At 52.1% G+C, this 19,556-nt stretch carries 17 protein-coding genes and 1 tRNA gene; 11 read left to right on the top strand and 7 right to left on the bottom strand.

The window, feature by feature from the left end:
• The first annotated feature begins 42 nt into the window (after positions 1-42).
• From GDA54_00815 to sctU, 5 genes are read left to right on the top strand one after another with little or no spacing between them, the layout of a single operon-like run.
• Positions 43-522 carry a FliM/FliN family flagellar motor switch protein gene (locus tag GDA54_00815; protein ID MBC6496856.1) on the top strand — a complete coding sequence of 160 codons (480 nt, stop codon included), beginning with the start codon at positions 43-45 and terminating at the stop codon, positions 520-522.
• Positions 519-1,166 carry a type III secretion system export apparatus subunit SctR gene (gene sctR, locus GDA54_00810; GenBank protein ID MBC6496855.1) on the top strand — a complete coding sequence of 216 codons (648 nt, stop codon included), beginning with the start codon at positions 519-521 and terminating at the stop codon, positions 1,164-1,166. Before GDA54_00815 ends, sctR begins: the two co-directional genes overlap by 4 nt.
• Before the next feature lie 59 nt (positions 1,167-1,225).
• A complete protein-coding gene (sctS, locus tag GDA54_00805; GenBank protein MBC6496854.1) occupies positions 1,226-1,492 on the top strand; it encodes a type III secretion system export apparatus subunit SctS in 267 nt (88 codons plus the stop codon).
• A 5-nt stretch (positions 1,493-1,497) separates the two neighbouring features.
• Positions 1,498-2,295: a type III secretion system export apparatus subunit SctT gene (gene sctT / locus GDA54_00800; protein MBC6496853.1), complete on the top strand. Its 798-nt coding sequence runs from the start codon at positions 1,498-1,500 to the stop codon at positions 2,293-2,295.
• A complete protein-coding gene (gene sctU / locus GDA54_00795; GenBank protein MBC6496852.1) occupies positions 2,292-3,359 on the top strand; it encodes a type III secretion system export apparatus subunit SctU in 1,068 nt (355 codons plus the stop codon). Before sctT ends, sctU begins: the two co-directional genes overlap by 4 nt.
• 77 nt (positions 3,360-3,436) lie before the next feature.
• Here the strand turns inward: sctU and cyaY are convergent, their stop codons facing one another.
• The 3 genes from cyaY to GDA54_00780 are packed head-to-tail and all read right to left on the bottom strand — an operon-like array spanning position 3,437 to position 6,326.
• Positions 3,437-3,769, bottom strand: coding sequence for an iron donor protein CyaY (cyaY, locus tag GDA54_00790; protein MBC6496851.1), 333 nt, complete (start codon positions 3,767-3,769; stop codon positions 3,437-3,439).
• A 24-nt stretch (positions 3,770-3,793) separates the two neighbouring features.
• Positions 3,794-4,498: a hypothetical protein gene (locus tag GDA54_00785; protein ID MBC6496850.1), complete on the bottom strand. Its 705-nt coding sequence runs from the start codon at positions 4,496-4,498 to the stop codon at positions 3,794-3,796.
• A 34-nt stretch (positions 4,499-4,532) separates the two neighbouring features.
• Entirely contained in the window at positions 4,533-6,326 is a 1,794-nt protein-coding gene (locus GDA54_00780; GenBank protein MBC6496849.1) for a hypothetical protein, read from the bottom strand.
• 105 nt (positions 6,327-6,431) lie between these two features.
• Here GDA54_00780 and GDA54_00775 point away from each other — a divergent pair.
• A tRNA-Arg gene (locus tag GDA54_00775) sits at positions 6,432-6,505 on the top strand.
• On the opposite strand, the gene GDA54_00770 is transcribed toward GDA54_00775, so the two are convergent.
• Positions 6,471-8,240, bottom strand: a complete 1,770-nt coding sequence (locus GDA54_00770) for a hypothetical protein (GenBank protein MBC6496848.1) — start codon at positions 8,238-8,240, stop codon at positions 6,471-6,473. The two genes, GDA54_00775 and GDA54_00770, sit on opposite strands and share 35 nt — an antisense overlap.
• A 123-nt stretch (positions 8,241-8,363) precedes the next feature.
• Here GDA54_00770 and GDA54_00765 point away from each other — a divergent pair, with 123 nt between their 5' ends.
• Genes GDA54_00765 through GDA54_00755 form a run of 3 tightly spaced genes read left to right on the top strand, consistent with a single transcriptional unit; the run spans position 8,364 to position 14,102 of the window.
• Entirely contained in the window at positions 8,364-11,381 is a 3,018-nt protein-coding gene (locus GDA54_00765; GenBank protein ID MBC6496847.1) for a 2-oxoglutarate dehydrogenase E1 component, read from the top strand.
• Complete coding sequence (gene odhB, locus GDA54_00760; GenBank protein MBC6496846.1) at positions 11,378-12,673, top strand: 2-oxoglutarate dehydrogenase complex dihydrolipoyllysine-residue succinyltransferase; 1,296 nt, start codon at positions 11,378-11,380, stop codon at positions 12,671-12,673. Before GDA54_00765 ends, odhB begins: the two co-directional genes overlap by 4 nt.
• 4 nt (positions 12,674-12,677) lie before the next feature.
• On the top strand, positions 12,678-14,102 hold the full coding sequence (locus tag GDA54_00755; protein ID MBC6496845.1) for an NAD(P)/FAD-dependent oxidoreductase: 1,425 nt from the start codon (positions 12,678-12,680) through the stop codon (positions 14,100-14,102).
• Here the strand turns inward: GDA54_00755 and GDA54_00750 are convergent.
• Both GDA54_00750 and GDA54_00745 read right to left on the bottom strand, forming a co-directional pair.
• The gene (locus GDA54_00750) at positions 14,077-14,397 is read right to left on the bottom strand and encodes a hypothetical protein (GenBank protein ID MBC6496844.1); all 321 of its coding nucleotides are present in this window, start codon (positions 14,395-14,397) and stop codon (positions 14,077-14,079) included. The two genes, GDA54_00755 and GDA54_00750, sit on opposite strands and share 26 nt — an antisense overlap.
• Before the next feature lie 123 nt (positions 14,398-14,520).
• Positions 14,521-14,682 (bottom strand): hypothetical protein, encoded by a 162-nt coding sequence (locus tag GDA54_00745; GenBank protein MBC6496843.1) that lies wholly within the window; start codon positions 14,680-14,682, stop codon positions 14,521-14,523.
• A gap of 98 nt (positions 14,683-14,780) precedes the next feature.
• Between GDA54_00745 and GDA54_00740 the strand changes: the two genes are divergently transcribed.
• Complete coding sequence (locus GDA54_00740) at positions 14,781-16,436, top strand: hypothetical protein (protein ID MBC6496842.1); 1,656 nt, start codon at positions 14,781-14,783, stop codon at positions 16,434-16,436.
• A gap of 3 nt (positions 16,437-16,439) precedes the next feature.
• Entirely contained in the window at positions 16,440-18,779 is a 2,340-nt protein-coding gene (locus GDA54_00735) for a hypothetical protein (protein ID MBC6496841.1), read from the top strand.
• Here GDA54_00735 and GDA54_00730 read toward each other — a convergent pair.
• Positions 18,776-19,531, bottom strand: a complete 756-nt coding sequence (locus GDA54_00730) for a tyrosine-type recombinase/integrase (GenBank protein MBC6496840.1) — start codon at positions 19,529-19,531, stop codon at positions 18,776-18,778. The genes GDA54_00735 and GDA54_00730 overlap by 4 nt on opposite strands.
• Positions 19,532-19,556: the final 25 nt, after the last annotated feature.

Raw genomic sequence — 19,556 nt, 5'->3', positions numbered from 1 at the left:
CCTATGCGCGACCCGTCAAACCCTCCCCATGCATCATCAGACATGCCTGTTGATACCGAGACCATGCCAGCGCAAGACCCTCCTGCCACCATCACAGAAGGAGAGACGCCCAGCGCAACAGACGAAGAGACGCCCAATGACACAGAAGGAGAGGCGCTTGCCCAACAGGCCCCCGCCCAACAAGCCCCCGCCCAAGCCCCTGCTCAGGCCCCTGCCCAAGCTATGGATGTCGTGGATACAGGACAAGGCACGGATGACGAGAGCGCGCCCCTTATCCCCACAGAGACTCTCCATGCGCTCGATGTGGATGTTCGTTTCGAGTTAGCGCGTTGGGAGACAACGGTAGGCGAGATACAAACATTGGCCGTAGGCAAACGTTTCACCATTCCCCGTGATGCCACACAGCATATGACACTTTTGAGTATGGGTGTTGCGATGGCGGAAGCGAAACTCCTTTCTCCTCAAGAGCTCGGCGCGAAGGACAAGGAACTCATTGTTGAGATTACAAAATTGGTGAGATGACAGACCTCCCCCAGACAACGAATATCCTCCTCCTTTTGTCGTTGGTATCGTTGATACCCATCGCCGTTCTCATGACGACATCCTTTGTCAAAATTGCCATTGTGCTTGCTCTTGTGCGGAATGCCTTAGGCGTGCAACAGATACCGCCAAATATGGCGCTCTATGGCCTTGCTTTAATACTGACCCTCTACATTATGGCGCCGACATTGAGCGCTATGGCAGAGCGCGCCCCGGGCAAGGACTTTAGCACATTGCAGAGTTCATACCATAGCGTCACCGACATCGCACAGCCTCTCAAAGGGTTTTTGGCAGAGCATACCCATAAGGAAGAGCACCGCTTTTTCTTAGAGACCATAAAGAGAATCTGGCCGCCAGAGATGGCAGAGTCTCTCCCAGAGGATAGTTTTGCGACTCTTATTCCCGCCTTTATGATAAGCGAATTGACGTCCGCCTTCGAGATAGGCTTTTTGCTCTATCTTCCTTTTATCGTTATCGACTTGATCGTCTCTAACTTGTTGCTTGCCATGGGCATGATGATGGTGTCGCCTCTCACCATCTCTCTCCCCTTGAAGCTGTTTCTCTTCGTTGTCGTGGATGGCTGGTCGCAATTGGCGCGTAGCCTCATTCTTACATACGGCGTGTAGTCCTATAGAGACATCCCCATAGAGAAATCCCTATAGAGAAAGCCCCATAGAGAAAGCTCATGAGTATCAACTACATCATTGAATACATGTCGGTGGCGTTGTTGCTTGTCTTGTATCTTTCTCTTCCGCCCATTGTCGTTGCTGCCTTGGTGGGTATCATCGTCAGCCTGTTGCAAGCCTTGACGCAAATTCAAGAGCAAACGCTCGCTTTCGGTATCAAATTGATTGCGGTGAGTTTTGCTATCTATGTGACATCGTCGACGGTAGGCGAGGAATTATATCAATTTACGCAGAATGCCTTTTATATGATTGCGCAGATTCGATAGGTGTCATGGTTGATTTGGAAGGCATAGAACAATTAGCGCCTTTCGTGAAGTCGCTCATGCTTGGCACGGCGCGCATGATTGGTTTTTTCTTGTTTCTTCCTGTGCTATCCCCGCAATGGGTGTCTGGCGCTATGCGCACGGCTGTCATCATCGCCTTATCGAGTCCTATTATTGTCCATGTCCATACCACGTTCCATGAGGCTGGTTTCACGAGTCACATATCCACCATGTTCTTTATTATCAAAGAAGTCGCCTTAGGGGTGTTATTGGGTTTTGGCTCAGCCTTGATATTTTGGGCTGTGCAGGCGTCTGGCTTTCTTATCGACAATCAAAGGGGGGCGACTATTGCCAGCTCCTATGACCCTCTCTCTGGCAATCAGGCATCGCCCATTGGCATGATGATGCTCAATGTCTTTATCATGTATTTCATCCTCTCTGGCGGCCTTCTCATCTTATTGTCGGCATTGTATATATCCTATGGCTTTTGGCCTGTGGAGTCGGTTTTTCCCCGTATCACCTTTTCTGTGGTGCTGTTTATGTTGGAGCGTCTTGATTTTTTGGCGCGTTTAGCGGTTCTTATTGCTGCGCCTGTCGTCATGACGATGATGCTCTCTGAATTTGCGTTGGCTTTGGTGAGTCGTTTTGCCACGCAACTCAACGTGTTTAGTGTGGCGTTTTCTATCAAGAGCGGGATCGCCATCTTCATGTTGTATCTTTATGTGGGTATTCTGTTCCCTTACCTCAGGCGAGAGTTTTTCGAGATAGAATTCACCATTGAAGCCCTCGAGGTGCTTGTCCAATGAGCGGACAGAGTAGCGGCGAAAAGACAGAACTGCCAACGCCGAAAAAAATACGTGATGCGCGTAAGAAGGGGCAAGTCGCTGTTAGCAAAGATTTTGCGTCTGCCATCCTGTTAGGGGCGTTGTTTGGGACGATGGCCTATCTTGGGAGCGATTGGGTCGATGCCTTAAGCACCATGATACAAAGCCCCGCCTATTTCTTGGACGAAGAATTCGACGTCGCACTGGGTCTCACCCTCGAGGCGGTCTTTGCTTTGGCCATGACGATCATTGCGCCAGTGATTCTTATCATCATTGTCATTGGCATTCTTGCCTATATGCTCCAATTCGGCCCTCTTATGGCGTTCGAAGCCCTCAAGCCAGACATGAATAAAATCAACCCTGTCAACAATGCCAAGAACATCTTTGGCAAAAAGAAACTCCTCGAGTTTCTTATGAATGTCCTCAAAGTCTTATTGCTCACCTTTGTTCTTTACCATGTCATTTTAGGGACGTTGCACGACATTCTTCATGCGCCGTCGGTGTGTGGTATCGTCTGTGTTCTTGTCTTATTCGCCTCGATGGTGGGGCAATTGGCCTTTTTTTCCGTGATGATTTTTGTTGTGATCGGCGCGGCGGATTTTCTTATCAAGAAAAAATTGCACACCAAGGACTTGATGATGACAAAGGATGAAGTGAAGCGTGAATATAAAGAGATGGAGGGAGACCCCCATATCAAGGGCAAACGCAAACAAATGTTCCAGGAGATCGCTATGAATCAGATGACAGAGAAAGTGAAGAAAGCGTCCGTCATTGTCACAAACCCCAAGCATATTGCGGTGGCACTCTATTATGAAAAGGGCAAGACACCCCTTCCCATTCTTCTTGCGAAGGGAGAGGGCGGAATGGCGCGCTTGATAACAGAGACAGCAACGAAGGAGGGCATTCCTATCATGCAGAATGTGCCTTTGGCGCGGTCCCTCTATAGTTCGGTGGAAGAAGAGAGCTATATTCCCTCTGACCTCATCGAGGAGGTTTCTGCCGTGTTCCGTTGGTTACAGAAACTCAAGCAAAGCCAATCCCCGTGAGTGGCGCATGCCCGTGCCATGTGTCATGTGCCATAGGCGTGATGCGGGCGTGACGCGCCTGTCATGGCGTTTTTAAGTCATGGCGTTTTAATATGTTTGTCTGTGTGGCTGTTGATTTCTTGGTAGAGTTTATGCGGGAGGGTGTCGTCTGGGTGACGCGTATTACGCCATGTGGTGCTTTGTGCGTCATAGCGATAATGGCTTGCCCCTGAGAAGGGAGAAGAGAGCCATAATTGTTGCATGGGTCGGTGTTTATTGAGAATCAATTGGCGTCCATCCCCCAAGTGAATGGTGAGGACATCGTCATCATCATCCACGTCTATATCGGCATCCTCTAAGGCTGTGCGTATGCTGTCCATGCACGACTCGGCAAGGGTGATGAATTGATGTTCATTCATTGAGAGGGGCATTGGGAGGGCATTGAGCGGGCATGTTTATTTTTTGATACGCAAGACAATGGTATCCGTATTGTCGTTGCGGCTGATAATGGAATAAGAGAGATTATTTTTTGGCATGCCTGTGTTGCTGATAATGACGTTGGCGACTTCACTAATTTTCTGTCGTGCGCGCGTCGTGTGTTCCTTTTGCTCGTCTGTGTTTGCGCCTTCTGGCGTGATAGCGCCAAGGATAAATTGACTATCGGCATCTTTAGCGAGGGCGGCTCTGACGGTCTGTAAGATACGTTCTTGGTAATCGTCCTTGTCCTCGTCAAAGGATATGGTGGCGAAGCCTCTTTTGATACGTTCACGCCGTTCTTTCTGCAAGACGCTGGAGAGGGTCGTTTTGAGGGCGGCGATGTTGCGCTGTCTGTTGGCGTCTGGCGCTTCCTCGGCGGCGAGAGCGCGTTCCCTGCGCGCTTTTTCCCTCTCAGCGCGAAGATTTTCCTTGATACGCTGGATAATTTCTTGGCGCAATTCGTCCTTATTGGCTTTGACGAGCCTTTCCTTGATCGTGGGTTTGCCTTCGGCAACGGCTTGTTCGTCACGTTCACGCGCCGTCTGTATGGTGTAGTCGGTGTCGATATAGCGGTCAGAGAAAAATCCGTTCTGTCCACAGGAGGGCAGAGCGACAAGGCTTAAGAGGCCTACGGAGAGTGTTGAGAGTGTTCTTGTCGGGCGTGTCTTCATTGTCGTGAACATATCAAGAGGATTGTGAAACGATGTTCTCTCTATCCTATAAAGAACTTTTTTCTGTCAATGTCAAGCTTGGCGTGTGTGCTGTGGGGGAGGCGGCCATATAATGTTGTCTTGTGGCATCGATGGTCTCTTGAGTGTAAAAATGCGTGAAGAGTTGTCTGGAACAGATATGGTCCATTTGTTCTTTGCTGAATGTCACGTTCTGTTTAAATTGAGTATAGATAGCGCTATGTGGCTTGTCGTCTGTTTTATTGAGTGTGTTCAAGTGAAGGTCGGCGAGTCCGAGAAAATTCTTGATGATATGCTCTTTAGCGACGTTGGGCAGTTCGCTCTGTAGGATAAGAAATTGAAGGTTATGACGCCTATGGACAAGGTATCCTTTGTCGCGAGGGAAGTCGAGAGCAAAGGCATCAAAATCGAAATAATGTTTAAGATTCCTATCGAACCATGTGGCGGCTGATGTTTCGATGTTGGGATAAACGCTAAAGAATCTTTTTTCCCATTCTTTGAGCGGGATAGTTTTAAGGAAATCCCGTGTATCGCCTTCGGCTTGGCGTTTTTTCAATTCTGCTTCCCATTCTGGCGCATATTCGTGGAGTCCATCGAAAAACCACGAGATACAGCGTTCGAGAGGGTTGCGAACGGGAATGATGAACGACATGGGGTATCCGCGTTCTGCCCATGCGAGGACAAAGTGATTCTTAGGCGTGCAACGTTGATGGTCGTTGAGGTGATGAAAATGGAGACTACATCCTTGATAGGAATGTTTTAGGGCTTGATGAATGGACGTTGAGCCAACCTTCCCCATTTGATAGACACAGACGAGGTTGATGACATGGCTTCGAAGGGCGCGTTCCATGCCATGTTTCACAATGGTGAGGTCGTAGGTGCTAAAGGCGACGTCGATATGCTGTTTTGTGTCGCCTTTTTTTGCTTGTGCAGGGATGATAAAGGGGTCGCCTTTTGTGGATGTTTTTTTGTGTGAGGGGTCGAATCGGTGGGCGCTGGCGACATCATAGAGGTAGGGCGTCAGCAGGCTTGTGATGTGCTCAGCGGTATAGAAATGTTGGCACATGGGGGACTCTTTGATGGCATTGATGACGTGCGGCGCGAAATGCTGATGTTCTTGCATGGCGTCATAGCATGCCTGATGCGCTTCCTTTGTCTCTTGTGTGCACGGCATGAGGGCGTCTGTTGCCTTGTCTTTTGGTGGTGTCTCCCATGTCTTGATGGAGAGGGCTTTTTGAATGATGCTGTCTCTTTTTTTATGGGGGATGTACGCTGAGAGAAAGAGGAATCGATGTTGTCCGTAATGGTAGAGAGCCCAGCCTCGTTCTTTTGGGAAAGGGTGGGCGTAGGGGTTGATACCAAAACCGCTGAGATAGGTCGATGCTATCCATGCGGTGGCTTGCTTGATTAATCTATGGCGTATGGTTTTATAGTGTTGTAGATTCTGTTGGAGCGATTTTTCCCTGTCATAGAGAGAGGCGAGGAACATACGAAAGCTTTGTTCGATGGGATGATAGAAGAGCGTGACACAAAAGAGGGAATGGAGCTTCACCCATTGTTTCATGAAGAGTTTCATGATGCTATATTGTCCGTCGGGCGTGCCATACATGGAGGCGACGGGCAGGGATGTGTTATGGCGTAAGGTATGATAGAGGTCGCAGAGGCTCTCATCATTTTGGGCGTGATGGAGTGCGATGATCGTGCGGGGCGGTTTCTTGTCCAGCGTCTTAAAGTCGGTAATATCGTCTCGAAAGGGTTCGATGGTGGCGTTGATGATATTGATTTCCTTCACCAGATGGGCGACATGGGGGAGGGAGATCATGGGTTTGAGCTTTTCTTGCATCGCCTGTGAGCTATTGAACGATTGAACGATTGTGAAGGAGTCAAAAATTGACTATACTTCTTCTCCACTACTTTAGCACGAAACGCGCCCGTAGCTCAATTGGATAGAGCGTCTGACTACGGATCAGGAGGTTGGGAGTTCGAGTCTTCCCGGGCGCGCATGCTGTGGTCTTTCATGCCCATAAACTGCGCATGTTGCCTCGATGGTGTCTGGTTCATAGAAGTGGCGGAAGAAGCGTGATGAGCGTAGAGCCTCCACTTGATTTTTGTCGAGGACGATATGCCTTTTCAGGCGTGTATAGAGTGATGCTGTGGGACGCAACGCTGTCACATTGGAACGTAGGACACACAGATCCTCTGCTTCGATAAAGGCGCGTATCATGTGCGTTTTCTGTGCGTCTGGACATTCGCTACGCATGAGGAGGAGCTTATGATGTCCTTGTTCATAAATGCTGTAGCCTTGATGGTGCGGGAATTCCCGCGCGTACACATCGATATGGAGATATTTTTCTATGTTGTTTTGATACCAATGTTCCGTTCGATGGAGGATGGCGTCATAGTGCTTGTGAAAGGCTTGGAGATATGGGCTGAGCTCTATGGCATTCATATCATGGTGCTGTTGTTGGAGTAAGGCATGTCCAGACGGGCTATAGGTTCTCAGATTATCGAAAAACCACGAGATGGCCTGTTCGAGGGGATTGCGCACGAGGGATATAGTATAGGTCGGGTGGTCTTGTATCCATTGTTTCACATACGTGTGGATATGGCGCGTCTTGTCTGGTGGTGAGGACAGATTGTGTGTATGGAAGACGGCGCCTCGATAGGAACGCACCATCGCGTCAAGGATGGCGGACGAGCCAACTTTTCCCATCTGATAGATAAGGGCGATGTTTGGATTCTTCGTCTTATGGATTTTCATGCGTAGGCCAGCGATTTGCTTTTTACTTTGCAGATAGGTGCGTATCCTTTTGAGGGAGCGCCTGTGTTTTTTTCGTGGCTGGCGGCGTTGATGTTGTCGTGTCTCTGTCAGAGAATAGAAATGTCGTGTGATATGGGATTTTTTGGCGGCTTTTCTCAAAGATTTTTTGGCGACTTTTTTGGCGCGACCATCGGCGTGTTTTTGGCGGTGTGTCTTGAGGGAGAGCGCTTGATAGCATGCCTTGAGGTATCCTTTCGCTGAGACGTTGCGGGCTGTGATGGCACAGAGGGGGATATCGAGGAAAGAGGCAAGAATGGATTCTTTTTCTCGATCCGGCAATTCGGAGCGAAAGACGAGCAGTCTATGGGCGCGATGATGGTACGTCTGGTATCCTCGTTGGGGGAAAGGCATGCGTAAGGCATCGATGTGAAAATGCCTACGTATGTTCTTATCAAACCATGTATCGTAATGTTCGATGGCAGGGGTGAGATGGTCTCTGAGGAATGACGTCCATAAATTTTTGATGTATTTTTTGTTTGGCCTTCTGTGTGGCTTCTGTCGACTCTTGTCGTCATGTGCGCTGATAGTGCGGGAATAGTCCCTGTTGATACGTTCTTTTTCTTGCTGAAAGAAGAAAGAGAGGCTCCATGGCAAGGGCTCTCTGATGGGCGTGATGATATGGACGGGATAGACCATTTTCCATAGGCGTATGAGCATGTGGCATAATTGGGGTTTCTCGTTATTCTTCAGGGCGTGGATATGGACGACAGCGCCTGGATAGTATCTTTTAACGGCATGCATAGTCGAGGTTGAGCCGACTCGTCCCACTTGATAGACAAGTGTCAAGGGATAGCTGTATCTTTGGGGGAAGGAGCGTATGATGTCGAGGCAGACCTTCATATCTTTTCGACGATATGTGTCGTCATGGTCATGGTCTGTATGGACATGGGTTCTAGGTGGGGTTCTAGGCGGCATGCTCGTCAATGTTTTTGTATATGGCATAGTATCCTTGTGAGGGACACTATATAGTAAAAGCATTCCATTCTACAGGATGGGTGCGTGCGTGTAAAGTCGGGAGTATGGCGAGGAGGTTTAACCATGGGCAAGACATCTGGTCGTTCTATGGGAGGGACGAGAGGCGCGTCATTCGATGCGTCCAGTGCGGGATTTTTGGAAGCCATGGGCGATGCCTATGTGCGCGATGCTTCTTCCGTGTCCCAAGAGTGGCGCGATTTTTTCGAGAGTCTCCATGGACGTCTCTCACAGGATAAAGGCGCGCAAGAGACAAGGCAACAGGACGGGCGTTATGACGACAGGATGTTGCGGGCGAGCATGGGGGCTGTGTTGTTTATTCAGGCGATGCGTGGGCGGGGGCATTATCTTGCCGATTTAGACCCGTTGGGACGGCGTGAGAGACGCCACCTTGATGATTTAGACCCGTCCCATTACGGGTTAGATGCGCATGATGATAAGACGGATGTCTATGTGGGTGGCTTTTTGGGTTGCCATGTGATGACGCCTCACCGCTTGGTATCCTGTTTGCGCCGCATTTATGGCGGCCATATCGCTGTGGAATATGCTCATGTGGATGACAAGGAACAGCGTCTCTGGCTACGTGACTCTATGGAGCAGGGGGTGGATTTTTCCTTGTCTCGTGAGGAATCGCTGTTAGCGCTCAAGAAGGTCAATGAAGGTGAGTTGTTCGAGCGTTTTCTCCATCGCGCCTATACGGGGACGAAGCGTTTCAGTTTAGAGGGAGGGGAGTCCTTGCTGGTGGCGTTAGAGTTTTTACTCAAATCGGCATGTGATGTTGGGACGAAGGATGTCGTGTTAGGGATGGCGCATCGTGGGCGTTTAAATGTTTTATCCCATATTATGGAGACGCCTTATGAGACGATGTTTTATCATTTTTCCGTGAATGAACAGAGTGGTGAGGGGCTTGAGGGCGAAGGTGATGTCAAATATCACATGGGGGCGTCAGCGGACAGGGTTTTTGCGGGCAAGGAGATTCATGTCTCTTTGGCGGCGAATCCTTCCCATTTAGAAGTCATCAATCCCGTTGTTTTAGGCAAGGTGAGGGCGAAGCAATGGCGTTATCATCAGCGTGATGATGGCGCATTAGACCGCTCTTTGGTGTTAGGGGTGTTGGTGCATGGGGATGCGGCCTTTGCGGGACAGGGCATTGTCACGGAGACGTTGGACCTTTCTGACCTCAAGGGCTATAGGACGGGTGGGACGGTGCATATCATTGTCAATAACCAGATAGGGTTTACGACAAGTCCTGTGGATGCGCGTTCATCGCCTTATTGTTCCGACCATGGCAAATCCATTGCCATTCCCATCATTCATGTGAATGGCGATGATGTGGTGCAAGTGGTGAGGGCGATGAAGATTGCTTCAGACTATCGTTATCGTTTTCAGCGCGATGTCATTGTCGATATGTATTGTTATCGCCGCCATGGCCATAGCGAGGTGGATGAGCCTTCTTTTACGCAACCTCTTATGTATCAGGCTATTCGTCGCCATAAGACGGTTCGAGACATTTTTGCGGAGGAATTGGTGTCATCGGGTGTCATCACGGCTGATGACGATAAGGCGCTTCAGGACACCCTGAGGCGTCGCATGCAGGAAGCGCAATCATCGCCGGCGACGAAGAAAGCGCCTCGTCCCGATTGGATGGAGGGGCGTTGGAAGGGGCGTTCGCCATCGAAGGCGCTCTTTAATGAAGATGGTGCGCCTCTCACCCATAAGGAACTCAAGGGGTTGGCGGCGACGTTATGTTCTTATCCTCGTGATTTTCATATCCACCCAAAGTTGAAGACGTTGTTATCGTCGCGCCTGCGCGCTGTTGCCTCTGGCAAGGGCATCGATTGGGCGACAGGTGAGTTATTGGCGTTTGCGTCTTTATTGAAGCAGGGGACGGGTTTACGTTTGAGCGGTCAGGATAGCGCTCGTGGCACGTTCGGTCAGCGCCATGCTGTGTTGATAGACCAGAAGGATGGGCGTTCTTATATGGCGCTTGCGCATGTGGGCGCTCGTGATACGCCTTGTGAGATTCTCAATTCCCCTTTATCTGAGGCTGGCGTTTTAGGATTCGAATATGGCTATAGTTTGGCAGAGCCGCACACGTTGGTGATATGGGAGGCGCAATTTGGCGATTTTGCTAATGGTGCGCAAGTCATGCTCGACCAATTCATCACGGCATCAGAGCAAAAATGGCTACGTATGTCGGGCTTGGTGCTGTTGCTTCCTCATGGCTATGAAGGACAAGGTCCAGACCACTCGTCGGCGCGTCTCGAACGTTACCTTCAGGCATGCGCTCAGACGAATATGGTTGTTGCCAATTGCACGACTCCCGCAAACTATTACCATCTCTTGCGCCGTCAGATGAGGCGTCCCTTCCGCCGTCCTTTGGTCATCATGGCGCCGAAATCGCTTCTACGGCACAAGGCATGTGTATCGTCCATTGCCGATTTTGAGTCGAAGGACGGGTATAAGCGCGTCTTACCAGAGCTGTCATTGACGACTCCTTCTTCTGTGCGCCATATTGTTTTATGTTCGGGGCGTGTGTACTATGATGTGATAGAGAGGCGCGACACGCAGAAAATCAACGATGTGGCGGTGCTTCGTGTCGAGCAGCTCTATCCCTTTCCCGCCTTAGACATCGAAGGGTATTTACGCGCCTATCCCCATGTGCCTCTCATATGGTGTCAGGAGGAGCCAGAGAATATGGGCGCATGGTCTTACATCGCGCCCCGTCTTCGAGAGCTCACATGGGTGCGACAGATGAAGGACAAAACAGGAACGGACAATATCTTCTATGTGGGAAGAAAGAGGTCAGCCGTGACGGCGACAGGCATGATGTTTCGCCATAAACGCGAATTGGAGAGTCTCTTACATCAGGTGTTTCATGGGCCTTTTGGGAAGCAGGAAGAACAGCGCAACAGAGTCGCCCCACCAGAGCGGGTGTCAGAACACACGCCAGCGCAAACATTGCCTTCACCAGCGCCTTCACCAGTGTCATGTGAGGCGCAAGGCGACAAGCAAGGCAGAACGAGAAAAACGAACGCGTCGCCTATGCCGGCGAAGCGTATGATGGAGGGTGTATCACCATGACAGTGCGCGTAGAAGTGCCAGCATTGGGTGAGTCCATTGCTGATGCCGATGTCTTAGAATGGCAAAAAAAAGAGGGGGAGACGTTAGAACAGGATGACCTCTTGTTATTGCTCGAGACAGAGAAGGTGACTCTAGAGATTTATGCGCCATCGGCGGGTGTCTTACAGAAAACCCACGTGCGTGTAGGCGACAAGGTGAAGGAAGGTGACATTCTTGCCGAGATTGATGCTCAAGGCACGCTCCGTGGCTCTGGCAAGGCAAAGACATCACAGCGGGATGTCCTCAAGACGATAGGGCGTGGCGGTGGGGAGAAGCCCGTTGCCGATACACAGCAAGACGCAAAGGCGCATGCGCCGCCACAATCCCCGCCGCCACCTTCCCCGCCCCCCTCCTCACCTCCTGTCCCACATGTCCCTGTTCAGGGTGTGCGTCCGCCTCTGCCGTCAGCGCAACGCCATATGGCACAAGAGGGTCAAGGCGCGTCTATGGCGCATGTGACGGGGACGGGGCGTGGCGGACAGGTCACGAAACAGGATGTGTTGTCGGCGCGTCTCCCTTCAGCGTCGCCAGCGTCGCCTATGGCGGACGGGGATGACGAGATGGAGCGCACGCCGTTATCGTCTTTGCGGCGTTTGGTGGCGATGAATTTAAAGACAGCGCAACGAGAGGCAGCGCTCTTGACGACATTCAACGAGATCGACATGAGTCGCGTCATCGCCTTGCGCCAAGCCTATCAGTCTATGTTTCAAGAGCGTTATGGCATCAAATTGGGTTTCAGTAGTTTTTTTGTCAAAGCCGTTGTGTCAGCATTGGCGTACAACCCCATCATCCATGCGTGGATAGATGGTGAGGAGAAAGTTCAACCGCGCCATGCCCATATTGGCATTGCTGTAGCGTCGCCTCAGGGGTTGATTGTTCCTGTGTTACGCTATGCCGACCGCATGGATTTTGCCCATATTGAGCGTTCTGTTGCTGACTATGTGGCGCGTGCGAAAACGCGGCGTTTGGACATGGCGTCTTTATCTGGTGGGACATTCACCATCACCAATGGCGGTGTTTTTGGCTCTCTGTTATCGACGCCTATTGTCAATCCTCCCCAGTCCGCCATTTTAGGCTTGCATGCCATTAAGGAGCGTCCCGTTGTGGTGGATGGCGACATCGTTGTGCGTCCTATGATGTATGTAGCGTTGACGTATGACCATCGTTTGATCGATGGGCGCGAGGCTGTCACCTTTCTTGCGCATGTGAAGCATGCCATTGAGTCTCCAGACCGCATGCTTTTAGGCGTATGACGGCATGCTGTATGATCTTGGCGTCATAGGGACGGGCCCCGGAGGTTTGGCGGCGGTGGCGGAGGCGCGCCGTCGGGGCTTGTCTGTTCTCTGTGTGGATAGGCGCGGGGCGGGGGGTGGTGTCTGTCTTCATGAGGGATGTATTCCGTCTAAAGTCTTGCTCCATGGGACTCACCTTTATCGCCATGCATGCGATGATTTGACCCATTGGGGGATAGGCGGAGGCAGTCGCTTAACGATGGACGTCAAGACGCTCATGGCGAAAAAGCGCGCTGTTATCGCTGGTTTGGCGCGTGGCGCTGACTCTCTCTTAAAAGGCGCGCATGCGCTCTCTGTGGCGGGGCATGCCTATGTGACGGGGCGAGATAAGGAGGGATTTTGCGTCTCTGTCCATAAAAAGGAGTCGAGAGACGACAAGGGGACGCTCTACCATGTGAGGACTCTTCTTATTGCCATAGGGAGTATGCCATCCCGTCTCGATGTTCTGCCGTCTGGTGTCATGGACTCCACGTCATGTCTTTCTCTGGACGCTGTACCAGAGCATTTGCTGGTGATAGGGGGCGGGTATATCGGCTTAGAGTTAGGCTCTGTGTGGCGTCGTTTAGGGGCGCGCGTCTCTGTCGTTGAGGCGCAGAAGCATATTTTGGCGGGTATGGATAAAGACATCCGCCAGGCCATGCATCGCGCGTTGACAAAGCAAGGCTTTTCTTGGCATATGGGCGTGCGCGTCGAGTCTTGTCATGTGGATAAGGGAGTCTATCATCTCACGCTAGGGCATGACGATAAGCGCCAAGAGACATTGCGCGCGTCCCATGTGTTGGTGGCTGTGGGGCGTATGGCGCACGAGACTGATATGGGGTTGCGGGCGATGGGTGTTGCCTATGACGAGAGAGGGTTCATCATTGTGGATGATGGGTTTCGCACCAATGTGGATGGCGTTTGCGCCATAGGTGATTGCATAGGGGGAAAGATGTTAGCCCATAAAGCATCTGGCGAAGGCGTGAGGGCTATCGAGTCGCTCTGTGGCGTTGTGTCTGACAGGTTGCAAGAAGAGCATATCCCTGCTGTCATCTATACGGACCCTGAGGCGGCGTCTGTGGGTTTATCGGAAGATGCTCTGGGCGACAGCCGTTGTGCCTATAAGAAGGGTGTCTGTTTTTTTCGCGCCAATGGACGGGCACATACGATAGGGGCGATGGGGGCGATGGATGGCTTTGTCAAAGTCTTGGCGTATGACGATGATAGGGTATGTGGGGTGCATATTGTGGGGACACAGGCGGGGGATATGATTGCTGAGGCGACACAAGCTTTGCGTTTTTCGGCGTCATGCGAGGACATCATGACGCAATGTCAGGCACATCCCACCTTGAGCGAGGCTTTTGTCGAGGCGGCTGCCGCGGCGTTCAGGGCGTCTCCCCATCATCCATGAGGCTTGAGCGTGCTCTATCGAGAATGGAGCGACATGTGAAGCGCGCCGCCCAACGACATGACGTCCCGCCGCGCTCGTTGTTACAAGATTCCGTGAGGGTTCGAAAACAGGCCATGGAGGCTTCTTCCGCCTCTTTCATGGTCTGGGGTATGTCATCCCCCACATGGTAAAAACATTCGAAGCCCCGCCTATCATTTTGCACACAACCATTGGCGCGTGTCGTCTCTTGCATGCTCTCAGCAAAGGAAGGATAGGGTGTCGCCCATAAAACCCCCCATAACATGGCCGATAACATACCCCCCCATGACATACCCCGTGACATCCATGGGCTACTCAAGAAAGAACGGAGGGTAAAAAAATGACGAGAAAAAAGGAACATAGGAGGGGGTGACTCTAGGGGTGAAGAGAAGACACAAGGTCATAGGGTGGTGTAGGACACAGAGAGGAGCATAGCATAGGGTCTGAGACGTGACAAGATATTTTTCTTGACAGAGAGGCTATCGAGGGGATTAAACTCATGGGCGAGGGAATTAAGCTCATGGGCGATGGATATGGATTCATCGTCTTTAAAAAGACTCATGAGAATGATATGGGAGGTAGTGACGTATGTTATGTGATGTTTCTCAAAGATGTTCCTATTGTAGGATGGTGGCGGGTATAGCCTTCATGATGTTTTTCATGATGTTTTTCATGGGGGGTGTCTTCATGGGGGGTGTCGGTTCTGCTTTTGCTGTTGAGGGTGGGTCAGCCAAGCCCTCAGCCGAGCCCTCAGCCAAGCCTATGGGGGGTGACGTTCAAGTGCTCTCCCTTCCCTATCCCTATTCTGGCGCATGTGATAAGAGGCCGAATTTACTAAAATATGCCGACCATGAAAAGCTTATCCATGAGACGTCCCCTTGTGTGACGCACTTGGAATGTGTGAGCATGGGGCGTAAGGGGGTGAATTTTAGGGTTCAGGGCGAGCGTCAGAGTTTTTGTGGCCATAACATACGTCCCAATGCGTGCGCCTCTCAGGGAAAGATTCTCAATGTGAGTGGTGATGGCTGTGTCTGGCCTTCTCAATGTGGCGATGGGGCGTTCCGTAATAGCGCGGGGACTCAGTGCGTTACGACATGCCCAGAGGGACGGGGCGTCAGTTTAGGGGAGGGTCCTGATAGACGATGTATTACGGTTTCACACCCCATCTATAGGAAGTACTCTGTGGAGTTCCGGCAAGCCTTTTGTCGAGGGTTGGGGCGTCTCTACGACATGAAGAGGCTGATGAGTCAAGGGCGTTGCGTCAGCGATGCGCAGATGTGTTCTGGCGACAAGGTTCAGGGGTTAGGTTCTTTGCGCCATGTGTGTGTTGCCCGTGCGTCTTGTCTCTCTGGTGGCGAGGGTCGTTTTATTCGTGACAAGGTATGCCATCCGCCGACGGCGCAATTCTGTTTAGAGCATGGCAATCGTGGCGTTGATATGTCGTTGGGCGTCTGTGTGGCGGGTGATGAGCATTGTGTTGCTGGTGTATCGCGTCCTGTGGGTGGGATGTGCGTGGCGTCATGTGCGTCATCGTCCCCTTATGTGTATGGTTTAGGCACAGAGAGTGACAAGAGCAAGTGTGTCTCTATGGAGCAATGTGTGGCGCAAGGAGGTTTGACGGCATCGGTGGGGCAAGAAAAAATATGTGCGACAGGGTGTGGCGTTTTGAGTGGTGTCGGGCCTTTTTTTGTGGATAGGCGCGCTCAAAGATGTATCACCGAGCAGGCATGCGTTGAGCAGAAGGGGATAGCGCGGACCTTCCCTAAGCGGAAGAATCAAAGACGGCTGAGAGTTTGTTCGCCTGCGGCGGAGGTCTCGGTGTCTTATGGCACTTCGAATGCCAAGCAAGCCGTTGAGGCATTGCGTGGGGAGGGTGGTGGCGATGTTTCAACGAATACGGGGGCGCAATATGGCGCGTTGGCGCGTCTTCGTAAGGAATTGGCTAAAGCGAAGTCATATGATGACCTGTACTTGAATCCGCGCGCAACGAGCAATTGGCAGGTGGCCCATGCGGTACGGGCGCGTTATGAATATGCCAATCAGCCGAGTCTAGACCAAGTGGGCGCGGCCTTTGCGTATACGAGGCGGGGGACTGGCGGCGGCGATGGCCATAATCTAGGGGCGGGCGCGCAGATACGTTATATCACGACCTATCGCTTCGATAAAACACACCCTGAATTCGTCCATGCCAACCTTGGCACGATTCGGACGGTGTCTAAGGATTCTTCCTATAAAGGGACAATATCGGCTGAAGAGATGGGCGTGATGTCTCTCATCAACGGCGCGCGCACCCCATCGACGTTGGTCAATTTGTAAACCTTGAAGACCGCGACCCATGGCCTTGCTCCCGATGCCACACTCCATGTCTATACGAGTCCTTCCATTCCTCCTGTGTCTGATACGCAGAGTGTGTATACGGATGACGTGATACGTCTTGCCCGTGGGGAGGCGATGACGCGCGATATTGTCGTTATCAGCAATCACATGCACTTACAAACGACCTTAGAGCGAGCCGTTCCCGCGACGCCGTTTTTTGTCAATCATGTGGCGCTGGGGGCTGGGTACGTGCCGCCTTCTTTAGAGCGTGTGCGGGGTTTTTACAAAGGCATTTATGGTGCCTTGATAGAGAATGTCGTGGACAAGGCGACGACGGCGCAAGAGAGAGCCTTGAAGCACAATCAAGACATCTATATCTTTGCGGGATGGGATAGGTCGGTGACGGGCGTTGGCGCTTTGGCGGGATTGCCTGGGGCGGTGGTTGATGGGAACGGGCGTTTTTTGTCCAAGAGCATCATCAAGCCTTATAGTATTGTTGGCGTTGGCGTCGATGGGTTTTCTGGTCGGTGTCTCGCTTTTTCCTTTTCCTACTGTCTGGCCACGCCCACAACATTTTACTATCGGGAGCGCCGTGAGCACAATGGCTCATATAAGACGAGCTTGACGTTGTCCTCCACGCGAGGGACTAACAATGCCGCTGCTGCCTTGATTGCTGGTGGCATTGCGCTCTTACAAGATGTTTTTGGCGACCAATTGAGCAGTGAGCGTCTTGTGGCGCGTCTGTTGGCGACGGCGTCGCGCTCTTATGACATTGATGGCGATGGCGACAATGATTATAACACGCTGTATCATGGGCAGGGTTTGATGGATTTAGAGTGCGCGACGCGCCCTATCACGTCTCTCACGAACACCCGTTGTCGTCCATATCCCTCGTCGCAGCAAGGAGGAGGACAATCCGCCCCGCCTTCACCGCCCTCATCCCTTGCGAGCCCATCTCTTTCATCCTGTGGTGTGGAAGGGTTGCGTCTTATCTTACAAGGGGATGTGTGTTCTTCCGCCTATATCGATATGACGCCTCTCATGGCGGGACGTGGCATGGGGATGCTCTATCTTGGCGCTGGTTTTGGTGATAGTTTGAGTGCGGTGGAGCATGGGCTCACATTATATGATGCCTTTGATACGCCATGGACGGCGCAAAATCGCTATACCCCCTATGCCCTCAGTATGAAGGCGCTGACCTATAGGCAAAAAGAGGGATGGACGACAGATGATAGGCTCAATTGGATTGATAGACAGATGGGAGTCTATGATACCGCCACGGGGCATAGGAGACCCCATAGGCGCTCTCATGTCTTCTGGAGGAATCAACGCACGTCTATGGTGGCAGAGGCGCGCGTCCACCATGTGGCGACCCGTCCCCATGCGTATGGCGTCTATGGGACAGGCTCTCTCCTCAACCGCCATGCCGCGCAGCTGGGGTGGCGTGCGCGCCTTGCCGTCTCTATGCCAACGCGCCGACAGCAAACCCTCTCTTTAGGGATTGCCAACGATATGCCTGTGACGTCTCTGTTGTTTTCCCACCATGAGCAAGACCATGAGGATGATGGGGCGTATGGCGCGTACCATGCGCTTCCCTATGGCGACATGGTGGGTGATGATGTGATGGCGGTGTCTCTGCACCATCGCTATGGCGAGAGCACAGACCATGCGGTGGGTGTGATGGTGGCGACTGATGAGGCGAAGGGGACGAGGTATGGGGCAGGGGCGTTGCGGACGAGGGGGACGCGTCTTGGGGTGGCGGAGTATGCTGTGCGCGGAGATGATATGGTCTATGGCGGGCTGATGGTGGGTGTCATAGACGAGTCGTCCCGCTTTCTCTCTGGCTATGGCACGGGGATTTTTTCCTTTGGTCGGAGCAGAACGCGCTTTTTTGGTGTGCGCGGGGCAAAGACGCTAGGCTCTGGTGCGGGGCGGACTCAATGGCGGGCTTTTTTCAACGCCTATGGTGGACGCACATCCATGAAAACGCCGCAGCCGACAAGTGTCATCTCGATGATGGAGGCATACACGTCCTCTATGGTCTTGGGGTTGACGGGACGTCATGTCTTTCACAAGGCCGACAGGCTTTCCTTATGGATGCGTCAACCTCTCAAGGTCGAGCGCTCCGTCATTGATATGCGCTACAAGACACCTTATGGCGACAGCCACCGCTTTGATGGCGCGCCGTCGGGACGGACTCTCGATATGGGAATTCACTATGGCATGGCGCTAGCGGCGGGGACATACGCCCATATGGCGTTGGACTATCGCCATGAGCCTTATCATAGCAAGGGTGAAGAGGATGCGTTTTTTGCCTTCCTGTCTCTCAAGAGGGTGTTTTAGCCTCTTGGGTGTGCTTGACGGTGGATACGGGCGAGGTGGGCGTAGTCCATGTGGAGATAGCGTTGGGTTGTGGAGAGAGATTCATGGCCAAGCATATCTTGGATATGGCGTAAGTCGCATCCTTGATGGAGGAGATGGGTGGCGAAGGCGTGGCGTAGACTATGGGGCGAGAGGGATGCGACCCCCAGTTGGTGTGCGTGGCGTTTGAGGATACGCCGAAAGACTGAAGCGTGGAGTTTCTCTCCTCTTTCTGCGGGAAAGAGCCATAGCGTGTGTTCCTTATGGCGTGGGATGACACGGATATAGTCGCCTATGACGTTGCGCACCCATGGGAGCAACGGAATGTTGCGTTGCTTATGTCCTTTTCCGTCTATGGTGATGTGGGATGGTCTGGTGTCTGTCATGCCTTGTATGGCGTGGCGTTTGAGGTTGAGCGCCTCACTGATACGCAAGCCGCCGCCGTAGAGGAGGGCGAGGAGCGCGCGATTGCGTCTCTGTATCCATAATGGCGGAGGTTTCGCTGTGGGCGTTGTCGCTGTCATCTCTTTGGGGGTGTCACATGTGGCACAGAGGAGGGTAAAGAGCGTGATGGGGGAAGGGACACGGGGCAATTGTGACGGCTTTGTGCGTGGCAATGTGGGCTGGTGGAAAGACATATGCGGGTGGCGTTTGCTGGTGAAACGTATAAAACTCCGCATGGAGGCGATGGCGCGGGCTGTGGATGACCTGTGATAGCCTTTTTGCTCACGCATGGCGACGAAGGCGCGAAAATCCGTG

This window comes from Alphaproteobacteria bacterium GM7ARS4, from assembly GCA_014332745.1.
Taxonomy (GTDB): Bacteria; Pseudomonadota; Alphaproteobacteria; order GM7ARS4; family GM7ARS4; genus GM7ARS4.
Note: the sequence above shows the minus strand (reverse complement) of the source record. Positions and strands in the feature narration are given on the sequence as shown.

Coding starts and splice junctions, on each gene's coding strand:
- GDA54_00815 (MBC6496856.1), top strand. CDS start 43: ATGCCTGTTGATACCGAGACCATGCCAGCGCAAGACCCTCCTGCCACC.
- sctR (MBC6496855.1), top strand. CDS start 519: ATGACAGACCTCCCCCAGACAACGAATATCCTCCTCCTTTTGTCGTTG.
- sctS (MBC6496854.1), top strand. CDS start 1,226: ATGAGTATCAACTACATCATTGAATACATGTCGGTGGCGTTGTTGCTT.
- sctT (MBC6496853.1), top strand. CDS start 1,498: ATGGTTGATTTGGAAGGCATAGAACAATTAGCGCCTTTCGTGAAGTCG.
- sctU (MBC6496852.1), top strand. CDS start 2,292: ATGAGCGGACAGAGTAGCGGCGAAAAGACAGAACTGCCAACGCCGAAA.
- cyaY (MBC6496851.1), bottom strand. CDS start 3,769: ATGCCCCTCTCAATGAATGAACATCAATTCATCACCCTTGCCGAGTCG.
- GDA54_00785 (MBC6496850.1), bottom strand. CDS start 4,498: ATGTTCACGACAATGAAGACACGCCCGACAAGAACACTCTCAACACTC.
- GDA54_00780 (MBC6496849.1), bottom strand. CDS start 6,326: ATGATCTCCCTCCCCCATGTCGCCCATCTGGTGAAGGAAATCAATATC.
- GDA54_00770 (MBC6496848.1), bottom strand. CDS start 8,240: ATGCCGCCTAGAACCCCACCTAGAACCCATGTCCATACAGACCATGAC.
- GDA54_00765 (MBC6496847.1), top strand. CDS start 8,364: ATGGGCAAGACATCTGGTCGTTCTATGGGAGGGACGAGAGGCGCGTCA.
- odhB (MBC6496846.1), top strand. CDS start 11,378: ATGACAGTGCGCGTAGAAGTGCCAGCATTGGGTGAGTCCATTGCTGAT.
- GDA54_00755 (MBC6496845.1), top strand. CDS start 12,678: ATGCTGTATGATCTTGGCGTCATAGGGACGGGCCCCGGAGGTTTGGCG.
- GDA54_00750 (MBC6496844.1), bottom strand. CDS start 14,397: ATGTTATCGGCCATGTTATGGGGGGTTTTATGGGCGACACCCTATCCT.
- GDA54_00745 (MBC6496843.1), bottom strand. CDS start 14,682: ATGAGTCTTTTTAAAGACGATGAATCCATATCCATCGCCCATGAGCTT.
- GDA54_00740 (MBC6496842.1), top strand. CDS start 14,781: ATGATGTTTTTCATGGGGGGTGTCTTCATGGGGGGTGTCGGTTCTGCT.
- GDA54_00730 (MBC6496840.1), bottom strand. CDS start 19,531: ATGCGTGAGCAAAAAGGCTATCACAGGTCATCCACAGCCCGCGCCATC.